Source organism: Pseudomonas sp. WC2401, from assembly GCF_041200115.1.
Classification (GTDB): domain Bacteria; phylum Pseudomonadota; class Gammaproteobacteria; order Pseudomonadales; family Pseudomonadaceae; genus Aquipseudomonas; species Aquipseudomonas fragi.
Window position 1 is genome coordinate 1,687,322 of record NZ_CP165623.1, and the last position, 14,437, is coordinate 1,701,758.

Consider the following 14,437-nt stretch of genomic DNA (forward strand, 5'->3'; position numbering starts at 1 on the left):
TAGCATCACCTCGGTGTATCAGACATATCGAGGCGTCTGCATCGCGAGCAAGCCCGCTCCCACAGGGGTAAAGGGTGTGTGTTACTTCCTCGCCACTATCACCGCCCGCATCGGCGCCGGCAGGCCTTCGATGGTTTTGCTGTGGTCGTTCGGGTCCAGGTAGTCGCTCAGCGACTGGTATTTCATCCACTCGGTGGCACGCTGCTCTTCAACCGTGGTGACGCTCACGTCCACGCAGCGCACATCGCTGAAACCGGCACGGCGCAACCAGCGTTCCAGCGCCGGGATCGAGGGCAGGAACCACACGTTGCGCATCTGCGCGTAGCGGTCTTCCGGTACCAGTACCTGGTTCACGTCGCCTTCGATCACCAAGGTTTCCAGCACCAGTTCGCCGCCCTTGACCAGGCAGTCTTTCAACGCCAGCAGATGCTCGATGGGCGATCGGCGATGGTAGAACACGCCCATGGAAAACACGGTGTCGAAGCCTTCCAGGTTCGGCGGCAGGTCTTCGAACGGGAACGGCAGGTGCCATGCCGCTTCCTGTTGCAAAAAGCGCTGCACGGCCTGGAACTGGCAGAAGAACAGCCAGTTGGGGTCCACGCCAATCACGCTGTGGGCGCCGGCGCCGAGCATGCGCCACATGTAGTAGCCGTTGCCGCAACCCACATCGAGGATGCGCTTGCCCTTGAGGTCGATATGCGGCGCGACCCGTGACCACTTCCAGTCCGAGTGCCATTCGGTGTCGACGTGTACGCCAAACAGGTCGAACGGGCCTTTGCGCCACGGCGACAGGCCCATCAGTGCCTCGCGCATCTGCGCTCGGGTGGCGTCGTCGCAGTCGGTGTCCAGGGTCAGGCCATTCAACAGGTCGATTTCGCTCGGTTTAACGTCGGGCAAGGCATCCAGCGCGCTTTGCCAGCGCTCCAGGTCGCCGTGGCCTTTTTCCATTTTTACGTCGAGCTGGGCTTGCAGGGTATTGGCCCATTCAGCCAGTGGAGTGCCGGCCAGACGCCGGGCAAGAGGGGACAGATCAATCATGGCAAGGCAATCAACGAGGCAAAGTTAAGACACTGGAACCACGGCACGACTTTCGAGAACCCGGCCGCCAGCAGGCGTTCGCGGTGTTCTTCGAGGCTGTCGGGCTTCATGACGTTTTCAATGGCGCTGCGCTTTTGTGCGATTTCCAGCTCGCTATAGCCGTTGGCCCGCTTGAAGGCCACATGCAGGTCGGTGAGCAGACCGTGCTCTTCGGGATCACTGAAACGCAGCTTTTCCGAGAGGATCAGGGCGCCGCCCGGCAGCAACGACTGACGGATACGGCCCAGCAGCGCCAGGCGCTGTTCAGGGGCGATAAATTGCAGGGTGAAATTCAGCGCCACCACCGACGCGGGTTCAAATTCCAGCGCCAGGATATCGCCCTCGATCACCTCGACCGGCAACAGCTCCTGAAACATCGAGTTCTGCCCGTTGAGGTACTCGCGGCAGCGCTCGACCATCGCCGCCGAGTTGTCCACGGCAATCACCTTGCAGCCGTCCGTGCGCACATGGCGGCGCAGGGCCTGGGTCACCGCGCCCAGTGAGCAGCCAAGGTCGTACAGCACGCTGTCGGGCCGGGCGAACTGGGCGGCGAGTACGCCGAGGTTCTCGACGATGGTCGGGTAGCCGGGCACCGAGCGCTTGATCATGTCCGGGAACACCCGCACCACGTCTTCGTTAAAGGCGAAGTCCGGCACCTGGGCCAGGGGCTGGGCGAATATACGGTCAGGTTCTTTGCTCACGACGGTTCCGGCGCTGGAAATTTTAAAAGGGGCGGCATTTTAGCCAAGTTGGCGCCGGGATGCGCGGTCTGTCTGATAAACCGTTCAGCGCCTGCCCTGGCTGAACGTCGAGGCGGCGATACCCCATTGGCCCAGCCAGTAACTGAGGATGATCAGGTAGGGCGCGGCGGCGAACGGCTGCACAAAGCGGTCGATGCCAATCAGGCTGTCCGAGACCACAAATGCCAAGGCGCCTGCCGCGGCCAGCCAGGCCGAACGTTTGGCCACGCTGCTGCCCAGGCGGGCGAGGGCGCGCCAGAGCATGGCGCTGATGGCCAGGGCATAGACACTCACCGGCACCAGCAAATCGCCCAGGCCCTGACTGGCCATGACGCTCAACAAGCTGCCACCGGCAAGCAGTGCCAGGATCAGGGCCGGCACGGCAGGGCGGCGGCAGTCCACAAGGTAGGCCTTGAGATAGGCCAGGTGGGCGAACAAAAACGCCCCAAGGCCAAATACAAACAGATCTTGTGGCCAGGCCAGCAGGATGTCGCCCAGCAGGGAAAATCCCAGGCCAATGCTGATCCAGTGTCGATAGGGGCTGACAGGTCCGCTGTGCAGCCAGCCGAGCAACGCCAGTACCGGTACGGGCTTGGTCAGCAGGCACAGCATTATGGCGTGCGTGCTGACGCCATAGAGGTAGGTGGCAGCGCCCAAGATCGCAAGGATCAGCCACGTCATATCAGTTCACCGTGATCGGGCAGTCGAACACCTGTGCCGGTTCGGCTTCAGGTTCCCACGGTTGCTGAGAGGTCAGGCGCAGGCGGCCGCTGCCAGGGGCAAATACCTGAAAGCGCCAGGTCGATTGGCCGCCGCTGCCCAGTAGCTGGCCGTTGTCGCTGCTGGTGTAGACCTCCGGCCCCAGGCTGCGCAGCACGCCGCCAGCAGAGTCCTGAATAGACCAGCGGTAACCGGTAGTGGGGTTGCTCGGCAGTGACACGATCAGCTGTTGGCCCACATGCAGTTGCTGGGGGCAGTCGCTTTGGTCTTCGAGGGTAACGTTGTGTGCAGGCTGTTGCGCACAGGCCGTCAGCAGGCTGAGGGCGAGCAGGGGGATAAGGCGTACTGGGGGCATTGAAGGCTCCGGTCGGGCAAACACAATGGCGCAGCATACCCCATGACGGGTGCTGTGCCATTTGTCCTCGGCCGGCTAAAAAGACGCGTGGGGCGGGCTGATGCTGAAGTCGCCGCACATCTCCATGCTGTTGCCGTTGTGGTCCAGGCCTTCCATGGTGAACAGGCGGGCGCTGTAGCAACTCTCGACCACGCTCAGGTGCAGGGTGCCGACATCGGCCTGGTTCAAGTGATAGACCTGGCGGCCATCGACTTCAACACATTCGATATAGGACATGGACTGGATGGGGCCGTGCTCGTCTTTTTTGAACAGGTAGATGCCTGACTGGATATTGATATCCAGCGTGAAGGCCACCGCGCGATAAGCGGTTGAGCCAAAGTCATCGAACTCGCCGGTAATGACGATTTTTTTCTGGCTGCTGGCAAAAGTCATTTCCTGCGCGGTAAAAGCAGGACGGTCCAGCAGCTCGGCCTTGAGTTCTCCCCGGGTTCTGGGATTGAAGATTTTTTGTCCTGACTCCTTGAGCCTCAGGACATCCGGGTTCTCATATACAGGATGATGAAGTGCCATATTCTTTTCCTGCATTATTTTTGTGGGAATTGTCTCTATTAAGGATGGGAAATCGGCAATCGTCTACTGTCATAAATGACAGTAGACGTGTCTAGTTGGCGACTTGCACGGTATTTTGGATCCAATGTGCGAGTGCCGAAGCAGGCAGCCCGACTGGCCTGTTGGATCGCGGTGAAGCCATCCCGGGCCAGTCAGGGCCAACAAACAGTTTTAAAACAGCACCTTGGCCACATCGGTAAAGCGCTTGGCAAAGTGTACGGTGATGCCTTCTTTCAGATAATCGGGCAGTTCTTCGAAGTGACCGCGGTTCGGTTCCGGCAGGATCAGTTCGTTGATTTTCTGCCTGCGCGCCGCAATTACTTTTTCGCGCACGCCACCAATTGGCAATACATGCCCGGTCAGGGTCAGTTCGCCGGTCATGGCGATACCCTTTTTCGGTGGCTGATTGCGCGCCAGCGACAGCAGGGCACTGGCCATCGTCACGCCCGCGCTTGGGCCATCTTTCGGCGTAGCGCCTTCAGGCACATGCAGGTGGACAAAGGCTTCATCGAAGAACTTGGGATCGCCGCCAAATTGCTTCAGGTTAGAGCTGATATAGCTGTAGGCGATTTCAGCTGACTCTTTCATAACTTCGCCCAGTTGCCCGGTCAGCTTGAAGCCGCGATTGAGGGTGTGAATGCGGGTTGCCTCGATTGGCAACGTCGCCCCCCCCATGCTGGTCCAGGCCAGGCCGGTTATCACCCCGGTGCCGCTGATCACCTGTTCGTTACGGAACACCGGCATGCCCAGCGAGGCTTCGAGGTCTTTGGGGCCGATCTTGATCACGGCTTTTGGGTCGGCAAGCAACTTGACCACGGCCTTGCGCACCAGTTTGCCCAGCTGTTTTTCCAGCTGGCGCACCCCGGCTTCGCGGGCATAACCGTCAATTACGGCGCGCAGGGCGCTGTCACTGATGCTCAGCTTGTCTTTGGCCACACCGGCTTTTTCGAGCTGTTTTGGCCACAGGTGGCGCTTGGCGATCGCGACTTTCTCTTCGGTGATATAGCCCGAAAGGCGGATCACTTCCATACGGTCGAGCAACGGGCCGGGGATCGAGTCCAGGGTGTTGGCGGTACACACAAACAGCACTTTGGACAGGTCCAGGCGCAGGTCGAGGTAATGGTCGAGGAAGTCGACGTTCTGTTCCGGGTCCAGGGTTTCGAGCAGGGCCGAGGCAGGGTCACCCTGGAAGCTCTGGCCCATCTTGTCGATCTCGTCGAGCATGATTACCGGGTTCATCACTTCGACATCCTTGAGCGCCTGCACCAGCTTGCCCGGCTGGGCGCCAATGTAGGTGCGGCGATGGCCCTTGATCTCGGCCTCGTCGCGCATGCCGCCGACACTGAAGCGATAGAACGGACGGCCCAGCGATTCGGCAATCGACTTGCCGATACTGGTTTTACCCACGCCCGGCGGGCCCACCAGCAGCACGATCGAACCGCTGACCGAGCCTTTGTAGGCACCCACAGCGAGGAATTCGAGGATGCGCTCTTTAATGTCATCGAGCCCCGCGTGGTGGGCGTCGAGCACTTTGCGCGCGTGCTTGAGGTCAAGTTTGTCCTGCCCCAGCACGCCCCACGGCAGCGCCGAAGCCCAGTCCAGATAGTTGCGGGTAACGGCGTATTCCGGCGACCCGGTTTCCAGGATCGACAGTTTGTTGAGCTCGTCATCAATGCGCTTTTGCGCCTGGGCCGGCAGCGTCTTGCCTTCAAGGCGCTGCTTGAACTGCTCGATATCGGCGCTGCGGTCGTCCTTGGTCAGGCCGAGTTCCTGCTGGATCACCTTGAGTTGTTCCTTGAGGAAGAACTCGCGCTGATGTTCGCCGATCTTGAGGTTAACTTCGGCTGAAATCTCTTTTTGCAGGCGCGCAACCTCGACTTCCTTGCGCAGCATGGGCAGGACTTTTTCCATGCGCTTGAGCATCGGCACGCAATCCAGTACCTGTTGCAGCTCGTTACCGGTGGCCGAGGTGAGCGCCGCTGCGAAATCAGTCAGCGGCGACGGGTCATTTGGGCTAAAACGGTTGAGGTAGTTTTTCAGCTCTTCGCTGTACAGCGGGTTGAGCGGCAGCAACTCCTTGATCGCATTGATCAGGGCCATGCCGTAGGCCTTCACCTCGTCGGTGGGCTCCTTGGGTTGCTGCGGGTATTCGACCTCAACCAGATACGGCGGGCGGTGGTGCTTGAGCCACATGCTGATACGCACGCGGCTCAGGCCCTGGGCCACGAACTGCAGTTTGCCGTTTTCGCGGCTGGCGTGATGCACTTTTACCAGCGTGCCGTATTCAGGGAGGCTTTTGGTATCGAAATGCCGGGGGTCATCAGGTGGCGTGTCGACAAAAAACAGCGCCAGGGAGTGATGAGGGGATTTGCTGACCAGTTCCAGGGTTTCGGCCCAGGGTTCTTCATTGACGATGACCGGCAGCACTTGTGCCGGGAAGAACGGCCGATTGTGGATCGGGATGATGTAAACCTTGTCCGGCAGATTCTGCTCCGGCAATGCCAATTCAGTCCCTCCAGAATGGGGTTGGTGTTCGGATTCAGTGTGTTCTACATCGGTGTACTCGGTTGTATTGTCCGGAAACGCTTGCTGGTCGCTCATGGGGCACCTGCGCAATTGGGTATGTGGTTTAGATGGGGCGCGGTGCCAGTGGTTTCAATGGTGAACAGATTTTCATGTGTAAGCAGAATCTGCCTGGTAGCGGCTGCAAGGATTACATGCCCGGCAACCCCCGTGCGCTAGGGGGTTGTCGCCAATATCTTGACTGTAGACGGCCAGCATTTATTAGGTGATCTTCTGTTTTGCAACTGGGCTATAACCAAAAAATAAAAAGATGGAACTGAAAGTCATTTATTTGACTTTTGTCAGGGTGCAGAGGGAATGCTTATGTGGAAGTTGAGCTTCACTCAATGGATTGAGGGCGCAGCATGAAGTTGCGCAACAGTTTTCAGGCGCGTATCAGCCTGTTCCTTGCCTTGCTCCTGTTGCTGGTTATCGGTGCGGTGTACTTCGCCGTTAAAGCCGTGACCATTACCGTGGCCAGCGATCAGGCGCAAGAGCAGCTCAAGACCGGTACCCGGGTGTTCGAACGGTTTATCGATCTGCGCTGGCGGCGTATCCAGTACGGCCTCAACTGGCTGACCAATGACTCGGATTTTCGTGAGGCGACCATCAATGGCAGCCCTTCGCTTATAGAGCGCGCCCTGCAGGAGTTCGAGTCGAGCCTGCATGGCAGTGAGCTGTTTGTGCTGGACCTGGACGGCAATATCATCACCAGCACCCTCAAGGGCCTGCCCCCCGGTCAGGCGTTTCCTTATGCCAAGGCCCTGCGGCTGGCCCGTCGCAATACGCAAACCATGGTCATCGGCATCCTCGCGGGGCGCCCCTACATGCTGGTGCAAGGGGTGGTACTGGCGCCTTTGCCCGTGGTGCGCGTGGTCTCGGGGATGCCGATGGACGACGTGTTTGCCCATGAGTTGAGTTCCCTGAGCAACCTTGAAGTGTCGTTCATGACGGTCAAGCCAGGTGAAAGCGGCATACTGAGCAGCACCCAGCCGGACTTTATGAGCGCCAGCATCATTGAATTCGTGCAGGAGCACACGCCGGGCGCGGCGATCCACTTCAGTGAATTCAACGGCCAGCGCTTTCTGGGCCAGATGCTGCAACTGGCCAACTCCGGCGACCCGGACAACGGCCAGGTCATGGCGGTACTGCAAAGCCCGCTGGATCAGACGATGCAGGCCTTCAACTCGCTGGATCGCAAGTTTCTGTGGATATCCCTGGGGGCCTTGCTGGCTTCATTGTTAGGTGCCTTGTGGCTGGCACGGGCAGTGTCGCGCCCGGTCAGCCTGCTGGCGGAGGCAGCGCAGCGCATTGGTCGGGGCAACTACGAAACACGGGTGGAGCTCACACGCAGGGACGAACTGGGGTTTCTGGCCCGGGCGATCAACGCCATGCAAAGCGGGATTGCCGTACGCGAACAGCAATTGGCGCATAACGCCCTGCACGACCCGCTGACCGGCTTGCCCAACCGTGCCCTGGCCATGGAGCGCCTGGGCAGCGCCATCAGTGCAAGGCGCAGTGTGGTACTGATTTACCTGGGGATCGAAAACTATCGGGTGATCAATGAAGGCTTCGGCCCCGAGGGGGTGGAGCTGATCATGCGCGAATCCGCCCGCGTGATGCTCGACGCCCTGCGTGAACGCGATACCGCGGCACGCATCACCGGCAACGAGTTCTTGTTATTGCTTGAAAGCACCCAGATCGATGTGGGCGTGGCGATGGCTGATCGTTTGTACGCATTGCTCAAGCGTCCGCTGAGCATTGACGGGCATGAGGTGGCGCTGGAGGTCTGCATGGGCATTGCGGTATACCCGCTCAATGGGCAGAGCGCCGAAGAACTGATCAACCGGGCCGCAATTGCCTGCCGCGATGCCGCTGCCTTGCCGGGTTATTTGCAGGTGTACCAGCAGGACCGCGACCTCGCCCATCAGCGGCACATCCAGCTGATCAGGGATTTGCGCAGTGCCGCCAGCGAAGGCCAGTTGCAGTTGCATTACCAGCCCAAACTGGATATCCGCAGTGGCCATGTGCGTCAGGCCGAAGCGTTGTTGCGCTGGCAACACCCGGAACTGGGCATGGTTTCACCGGCGGAATTTATCCCCCTGGCGGAGCGCACGGGCAGCATGTTCCTGCTCACGGGTTGGGTCATCGAGGAAGGTATTCGCCAGTTGGCCGAGTGGAACCGCAAAGGTATGCACCTGCAGCTGTCGCTGAATATTTCGGCGGAGGATTTGCACGGTGAAAACCTGTTGCTGACCGTTGAGCGCGTGCTCAAGCGTTATCAGTTGTCGGCCGAGCAACTGATCTTCGAAATCACCGAAAGCACGGCCATGCGCGACCCCGAACACTCGCTCAGCGTGCTTGAAAAGCTGCGTGACGGGGGGATCAGCTTGTCGGTGGATGACTTCGGCACTGGTTACTCGTCGCTGGCGCACCTCAAGCGCCTGCCGGTGCAGGAGCTGAAAATCGATCAGTCGTTTATCCGCAACCTCGACGAAACCAGCGAAGACGCGGTGATCGTGCGCTCGACCATCGAAATGAGCCACAACCTGGGGCTCAAGGTGGTGGCGGAAGGCGTGGAGTATCAACATACCCTTGAACTGCTGGAGCGCTGGCACTGTGATACGGCTCAGGGCTATCTGATCAGTCGGCCGATGGATGCCGTGGCGTTCGAGGCCTGGGTGTGGGAGTTGCGGGCTACGGTCTGATCGGTTGGTCGCGCGCTGCAAAAAATGGCTGGCCGAGCTGTTCACGGGGTGGGCTTGATGATGTTTAACCCCCGCACTGCAGCGGCCAGCAGCAGGCAGATAATGGCCAGATAGAGCGGGTTGTGCACACCGATCAAGCTGATGATCACGCCAACACAGGCTGCAACCAACTGATGAATCAATCCGCAGAGTGCCATTGAATACGGTCCATCAACAGGGGAGTTGCCGCTGGCTTCTGACAGGCTTACGGGATAGTTGATGGCCTGGCCGAAAACGATAAAGCAGTACGGCAACCACAACAGCCCGGCGAGCGTGGGGTCGCTAATGACCCCCAGCAGCATGACGATACCGGCAAGCACCATAATGCTTGTAGCGATGGCACTCAGTTGAGATTGGCCACGGCTCAACATATAGCGATTGACGCTCAGTGACCCCAATACATAGGCAAGGCTGATCGCCCAGCCTAAAGTGCCGTAATCACTTGTCGACCAGCCATAAGTTGCTTGGAAAACCGAAGGGGCTGCCGTATTGAAGCCGACAATGACCCCGTAGCCCAACCCGCCGGTCAATGCCGGTCGCAGGAACCCTGCGTGACGGACTATCGTCAGGTAGTGCCGCCAGCGGGCCGGGGTATTGTTTGCCGGGTTAAAATCCGGCAAATGACGGTAAACAACCCCAGCATGAATAATTGCGCCAATCGCAAGGCACCAGAAGGTGGTGGGCCAGCCAAAGGCGCTTATTAAAACCGCCCCGAAGAATTGCCCGATCCCGAGCGAAACAACGAAAGCGATGGATAACCACGCGAGTGCTTTGGCGAGTGTGTCGCCCTTGAAGTGTTGGGCTACCAGCGATCGAGCCATTACGGACATGCCGCTGGCGCCGACGCCTTGCACACATCGCAGGGTGAGAAAGCTCTCGAGTTGTGCGCAAAAAGTCAGCAGCAGACTGCATGCGCTGAACAGCAAGAGCGAGGCAATCAAGACCGGCTTGATACCCCAGGCAGCTCCCCACTTGCCCCATAGCAACATCGGCAAAGCCATGCCCAGCAGATACACAGGCAGCGATAAAGACGCCAGGCTCGGGGTGGTGTTCAGTGATTGGGCAATGAGCGGTAGCGCAGGCAAGTACATCATCATGCCCAATTGCGCCAAAAGAACGGCCATGCAGGAGATGCAGGTCAACAAAGGCAGGTGCAGGTTGGGCATCTGTGTTGCTCTTGATGAAGTTTATGGCTGGCGGGTTAGGGCAGAACAGATGGCCTACAACGGTGTCGGGATGCTGTTCGCATGCCAAGGGAGCAACTTTCAGCTTCTTGTGGTCAGCGTGTATGCGGGAGAACGGTTTTTTTTGAGTAGGACATAACTGATTGTTGTTATGACACGCCCTAGGGGGCGGGGCGTCATGTGAGGTTTGTCTTGTTTTGCCGCCCACAAAAAAAGCGGCTATCTCTCGATAGCCGCCTTTTTCACAAACCGCTGTAAAGCTTACTCAGCCAGTTTGAACGCCATGACATAGTCACCTTTTTTGGTGCCCAGGCCGCCGTGACCGCCCGCCATGACCAGCACATATTGAGTGCCGTCCTTGCCGGTGTAGGTCATCGGGGTGGTCTGGCCGCCAGCAGGCAGGCGACCTTCCCACAGTACTTTACCGTTGCTTACGTCGTAAGCACGCAGGTACTGGTCAAGGGTACCACTCAGGAAGGCCACACCACCTGCGGTGGTGAAGGTCCCGCCCAGGCTTGGAACACCCATGGACAACGGGATCGGAACCGGCGAGCTGTCACGCACGGTACCGTTTTTGTGTTTCCAGATCACTTCGTTGTTGGTCAGGTCGACTGCAGCAACATAACCCCACGCCGGTGCCTGGCAAGGCAGGCCCAGTGGCGACAACAGTGGCTCCAGGATCACGCCGTAAGGTGCGCCTTTGTTCGGTTGAACGCCGGAGGTTTCGCCTTTGCGCGGGCCCATTGCAGCCACGTCGGCCTGCGGAACCAGCTTGGAGGTGAACGCCATGTAGCTCGGGTTCAGGAAGGCAATCTGGCGAACCGGGTCAACCGAGATGCCGCCCCAGTCAAACACGCCGAAGTTGCCAGGATAAACGATCGAACCTTGCAGCGATGGCGGGGTGTACATGCCGTCATAACGCAGGGATTTGAAGTTGATCCGGCACAGCATCTGGTCGAATGGAGTCACGCCCCACATGTCACGTTCGGTCAGCACCGGCGGGATCATGTTCAGGTCCGAACGAGGCTGTGTCGGTGCAGTGTGGTCACCTTCTACAGCGCCGCCCGGTGCAGGGATCTCGGTGATCGGCACAATGGCTTCGCCAGTGCGACGGTCCATGACGTAGATGCTGCCTTGTTTGGTGGAAGCCAGCAGGGCCGGTTTCACGCCATCGGCGGTTTTCAGGTCCATCAGGGTTGGTTGACCACCTACGTCCATGTCCCACAGGTCATGGTGAGTAAGCGGACGGTACCAGCGGACTTTACCAGTGTTGATGTCCAGAGCGGTGATGCCAGCGGCATAACGCTCGGAATCTTCGGTACGGTCGCCGCCAAATTGGTCAGGAGTCTGATTGCCCATCGGCAGGTACAGCATGCCGAGGTCTTCGTCGACAGCGAACATCGACCACATGTTTGGCGAGTTACGGGTGTAGGTTTCGCCTTCAGCAATCGGAGTGGTTTTCTCCGGGTTGCCGCTGTCCCAGTTCCAGACCAGCTTGCCGGTACGTACGTCGTACGCACGGATCACGCCCGACGGCTCGTCGTTGGAGATGTTGTCGGTCACGTGGCCGCCAATCACTACCAAGTCTTTGGTCACGGCAGGTGGCGAAGTGGAGTAGTAACCACCTGGAGCAAAGCTGCCGATGTTGTGACGCAGGTCTACCGAACCGTGGTCACCGAAGTCTTCACAAGGTTTGCCGGTGTCGGCGTTCAAGGCGATCAGACGGGTGTCGGCAGTCGGCAGGAACAGGCGACGCGGGCACGAGTTGCTCGAAGTGGCAGCAGCAGGCTCGGCAGCGCTTTGTTCAGTGCTGGCTTTGGCGTAGGCATTTTCGTCGTGATAAGTCACGCCGCGGCAGGTCATGTGTGCCCAGCCTTTGAAGTTTTCAGCGTTCTGCGTGCTGATCTTCGGATCGTAACGCCAGATTTCCTTGCCGGTGTCCGGGTCAAGGGCAATTACCTGGCTGTGTGGGGTACACACATACAGCATGCCGTTGACTTTCAGCGGGGTGTTCTCGGCGGTTGTTTCGCCGGGATCGCCTTCACCTGGCATGTCACCGGTGCGGAATGTCCAGGCTGGAACCAGCTTGTGGGCATTCTCAGGGGTGATTTCTTTCAGCGGCGAGTAACGGTCACCAAAAGCGGTGCGGCCGTAGGACTGCCAGTCGCCATCGGGCATGGCCGGTGCGGCGTTGGTCATGCCGGGTACGGCATCACGATCCAGTTGGCCTTTGATTTCGCCCGGGCTGGTGAATTGGCTGGCCAGTGCAGCAGCACCTGCCAGAACCACGGCAACGCTCAGTGCGCCGGTAGCCAAAGGTGCCGACTGACCGCGCAGAACCGGACGACGGAACCATGGCAGCAGCAGAACGATACCGATGGCGAACCACATGGCCAGGCGCGGCACCAATTGCCACCAGTCCAGACCCACTTCCATCAGTGCCCATACGGTGCTGGCGAACAGCGTCAGCGCGTATAGAGCCAGTGCAGCGCGGCGCCCGGCAATCAGCAGTGCGCCCGACAAGCCAAAACCGATCCCGGCCAGCAGGTAGTACCACGACCCGCCCAGCGTGACCAGCTTGATACCCCCGGCCAACATGGCCAGGCCCATTAGCAGCAGCAAGATACCGAGAAGGCTCGGTAGCAGGCGGCTTCGACTGAAAGCACCTTCAGTGCTCATAGTGTGGTTCTCCGTTACGTTAGAGGTGTTCCCGCGAGAGTGGGTCTTTAAGGGACGAACTGGCACGGGAGTGAATCAGCTAAATAGGTGCTTGATAGCAACCTTCAAGGTTGCCGTTGCAGTCCGTTTGTCAGAACGCACTTTGAATTTTCAGACCGCCAATCAGCGCGTCATCCAGTTGGCTAACACCGCCCGGGTGACGGATGTATTGCAGGTTCGGTCGAACGGTCAGCCAGTTGGTCACATGGACGCCGTAGTACAGCTCGGCGCTGTATTCAGTGTCCTGGGGTGGCAGGTAGTCAGGGTTGTCGAAATCGTAGATGGCCCGGGCCTGGTTGCTGGCCTGGGCGTTTTTGCGGTAAGCCGGGTTGACGTGCACGCGGGCCATGGCAAAGCCGATGTCGTCTTTTGGTCGTGCATCGAACACGCCTTTATAGACGACGCCCGCCTGGACATAGTTGTCCACGGCATTGGTTTTCTTGTCGTGCATAGTGGCATTGGCGAACACACTCAAGCCCCTCGACTGATCGCTGGCGCGGGTTGTGAGCTGCTGTTGCACACCCAGCCACATTCCGTGTTTGCTTGAACTGCTGCGATACGCTTCACCCGTCAGCGCGGCGGGCTGGCCATTGGCATCTTTGTAAACATCTGTTGCCTTGGCATTACTGTAGTAGTAACCCGCGCGGTATTCCCCTGGCAGGCCATTAATTTTTGGCGTCCACACCAGTTCGATCGGCAGCACCGCGCCCTGGGTGCCGCTGCCGCTGAGCTTGAAGCCGTTGCCGCGATCCAGGTTGGACGGATTTTGCTCATAGGCGCCGACCTGTGCGTACAGCTCGGGGGTCAGGTGATACTTGACCCGCAGGGCCCACTGGCTGACGGGCCAGTTGTACCAGATGCTGCCCGCCCAGTTACCGACCTGCGAGCCGCAGAACGCCAGGTTCTGGAAGTCGCAAGGGAAGGTGTTGAAATCCTCGCCCTGGCCAAAGCGGCCGACCTTGATGTCGAGCTTCTGGTCGAAGAACTTCTGCTGGTACCACATTTGCGTCAGGCGCGTGGTCTGGCCGCGGCCCCAGACTTCCTGGGCCGATGTGAAACCGCCCACCCGCGGATCGTTGATGCGATCGTTGCTGATGTTGTTACCGCTGCGGTGGGTAATGGTCAGCTGAAATTCAGCGTCGTCCCAACCCAGGATCTTTTGCAGATCCAGGTGCGTGCCCAGGCCGAACTGGTCGCTGTAGCGCGCCGTACGATCATGGTCATAGCCGCCGTGCAGGTTGGAGCCGACTTCGCCTACGTAGTCGAGGGAAAAGGAGTAACCCTGCTTTTCCAGTTCACTACGGGTACCGCCCCAATCGCCGAGCATCCATTTGGAGTCGGCGTCAAAAGCGGGGGCCGCCTGCACGCAAGTAGCCAGGCCCAGAGCGGTAATGCCGCCGATCAGCGCCAGGGCTTTTTGCCCGGCAACAGGAAGCATCGCGCTGTGTTTGCGCATATTCAGGAATGTGGACATAGGTCGAGATGCAAGTCTTTATAGGTATGGCTGTGGCAGTGGGTAGCGCTGTCTTGAGAGGCAGGACTAACCCTTCAGGATAAGGGCAGAATGAATCGTTTCAGCCCTTTATGCGGAAATGATAAAGCCCCGAAACGTTTAGAAACAGCACTTTAAGTGACATGGATCATTTCTGATTCCGTAACAGTGTGCTGCGACGGTTCGTCCCAGGGCTCTTTTGTCGCGCCCCACCTTGGTTGCAGGCCGCGTAT

At 59.0% G+C, this 14,437-nt stretch carries 10 protein-coding genes; 1 reads left to right on the plus strand and 9 read right to left on the minus strand.

Annotated features, from left to right (window positions below; all coding sequences use genetic code 11):
- Positions 1 to 81: 81 nt before the first annotated feature.
- The 6 genes from cmoB to lon all read right to left on the minus strand — a co-directional run bounded on the left by cmoB (position 82) and on the right by lon (position 6,102).
- A complete protein-coding gene (gene cmoB / locus AB3G35_RS07745; protein WP_016779646.1) occupies positions 82 to 1,038 on the minus strand; it encodes a tRNA 5-methoxyuridine(34)/uridine 5-oxyacetic acid(34) synthase CmoB in 957 nt (318 codons plus the stop codon).
- Positions 1,035 to 1,778: a carboxy-S-adenosyl-L-methionine synthase CmoA gene (gene cmoA, locus AB3G35_RS07750; RefSeq protein WP_016779647.1), complete on the minus strand. Its 744-nt coding sequence runs from the start codon at positions 1,776 to 1,778 to the stop codon at positions 1,035 to 1,037. The genes cmoB and cmoA overlap by 4 nt, the downstream gene beginning before the upstream one ends.
- Positions 1,779 to 1,862: 84 nt before the next feature.
- The gene (locus AB3G35_RS07755) at positions 1,863 to 2,498 is read right to left on the minus strand and encodes a lysoplasmalogenase (RefSeq protein WP_106116239.1); all 636 of its coding nucleotides are present in this window, start codon (positions 2,496 to 2,498) and stop codon (positions 1,863 to 1,865) included.
- A gap of 1 nt (position 2,499) precedes the next feature.
- Positions 2,500 to 2,892 (minus strand): protease inhibitor I42 family protein, encoded by a 393-nt coding sequence (locus tag AB3G35_RS07760; RefSeq protein ID WP_016779649.1) that lies wholly within the window; start codon positions 2,890 to 2,892, stop codon positions 2,500 to 2,502.
- Between the two features lie 75 nt (positions 2,893 to 2,967).
- Positions 2,968 to 3,462: a hypothetical protein gene (locus tag AB3G35_RS07765; protein ID WP_016779650.1), complete on the minus strand. Its 495-nt coding sequence runs from the start codon at positions 3,460 to 3,462 to the stop codon at positions 2,968 to 2,970.
- Between the two features lie 210 nt (positions 3,463 to 3,672).
- Complete coding sequence (gene lon, locus AB3G35_RS07770; RefSeq protein WP_086795939.1) at positions 3,673 to 6,102, minus strand: endopeptidase La; 2,430 nt, start codon at positions 6,100 to 6,102, stop codon at positions 3,673 to 3,675.
- Between the two features lie 326 nt (positions 6,103 to 6,428).
- Between lon and AB3G35_RS07775 the strand changes: the two genes are divergently transcribed.
- Positions 6,429 to 8,771: a putative bifunctional diguanylate cyclase/phosphodiesterase gene (locus AB3G35_RS07775; RefSeq protein ID WP_369782460.1), complete on the plus strand. Its 2,343-nt coding sequence runs from the start codon at positions 6,429 to 6,431 to the stop codon at positions 8,769 to 8,771.
- 41 nt (positions 8,772 to 8,812) lie between these two features.
- Here AB3G35_RS07775 and AB3G35_RS07780 read toward each other — a convergent pair whose 3' ends face one another.
- The 3 genes from AB3G35_RS07780 to AB3G35_RS07790 all read right to left on the minus strand — a co-directional run bounded on the left by AB3G35_RS07780 (position 8,813) and on the right by AB3G35_RS07790 (position 14,186).
- Positions 8,813 to 9,976 (minus strand): MFS transporter, encoded by a 1,164-nt coding sequence (locus AB3G35_RS07780; protein WP_369782461.1) that lies wholly within the window; start codon positions 9,974 to 9,976, stop codon positions 8,813 to 8,815.
- A gap of 279 nt (positions 9,977 to 10,255) precedes the next feature.
- Entirely contained in the window at positions 10,256 to 12,673 is a 2,418-nt protein-coding gene (locus AB3G35_RS07785; protein WP_016779653.1) for a glucose/quinate/shikimate family membrane-bound PQQ-dependent dehydrogenase, read from the minus strand.
- Between the two features lie 130 nt (positions 12,674 to 12,803).
- Positions 12,804 to 14,186, minus strand: coding sequence for a carbohydrate porin (locus AB3G35_RS07790; RefSeq protein ID WP_269213989.1), 1,383 nt, complete (start codon positions 14,184 to 14,186; stop codon positions 12,804 to 12,806).
- Between the last annotated feature and the right edge of the window lie 251 nt (positions 14,187 to 14,437).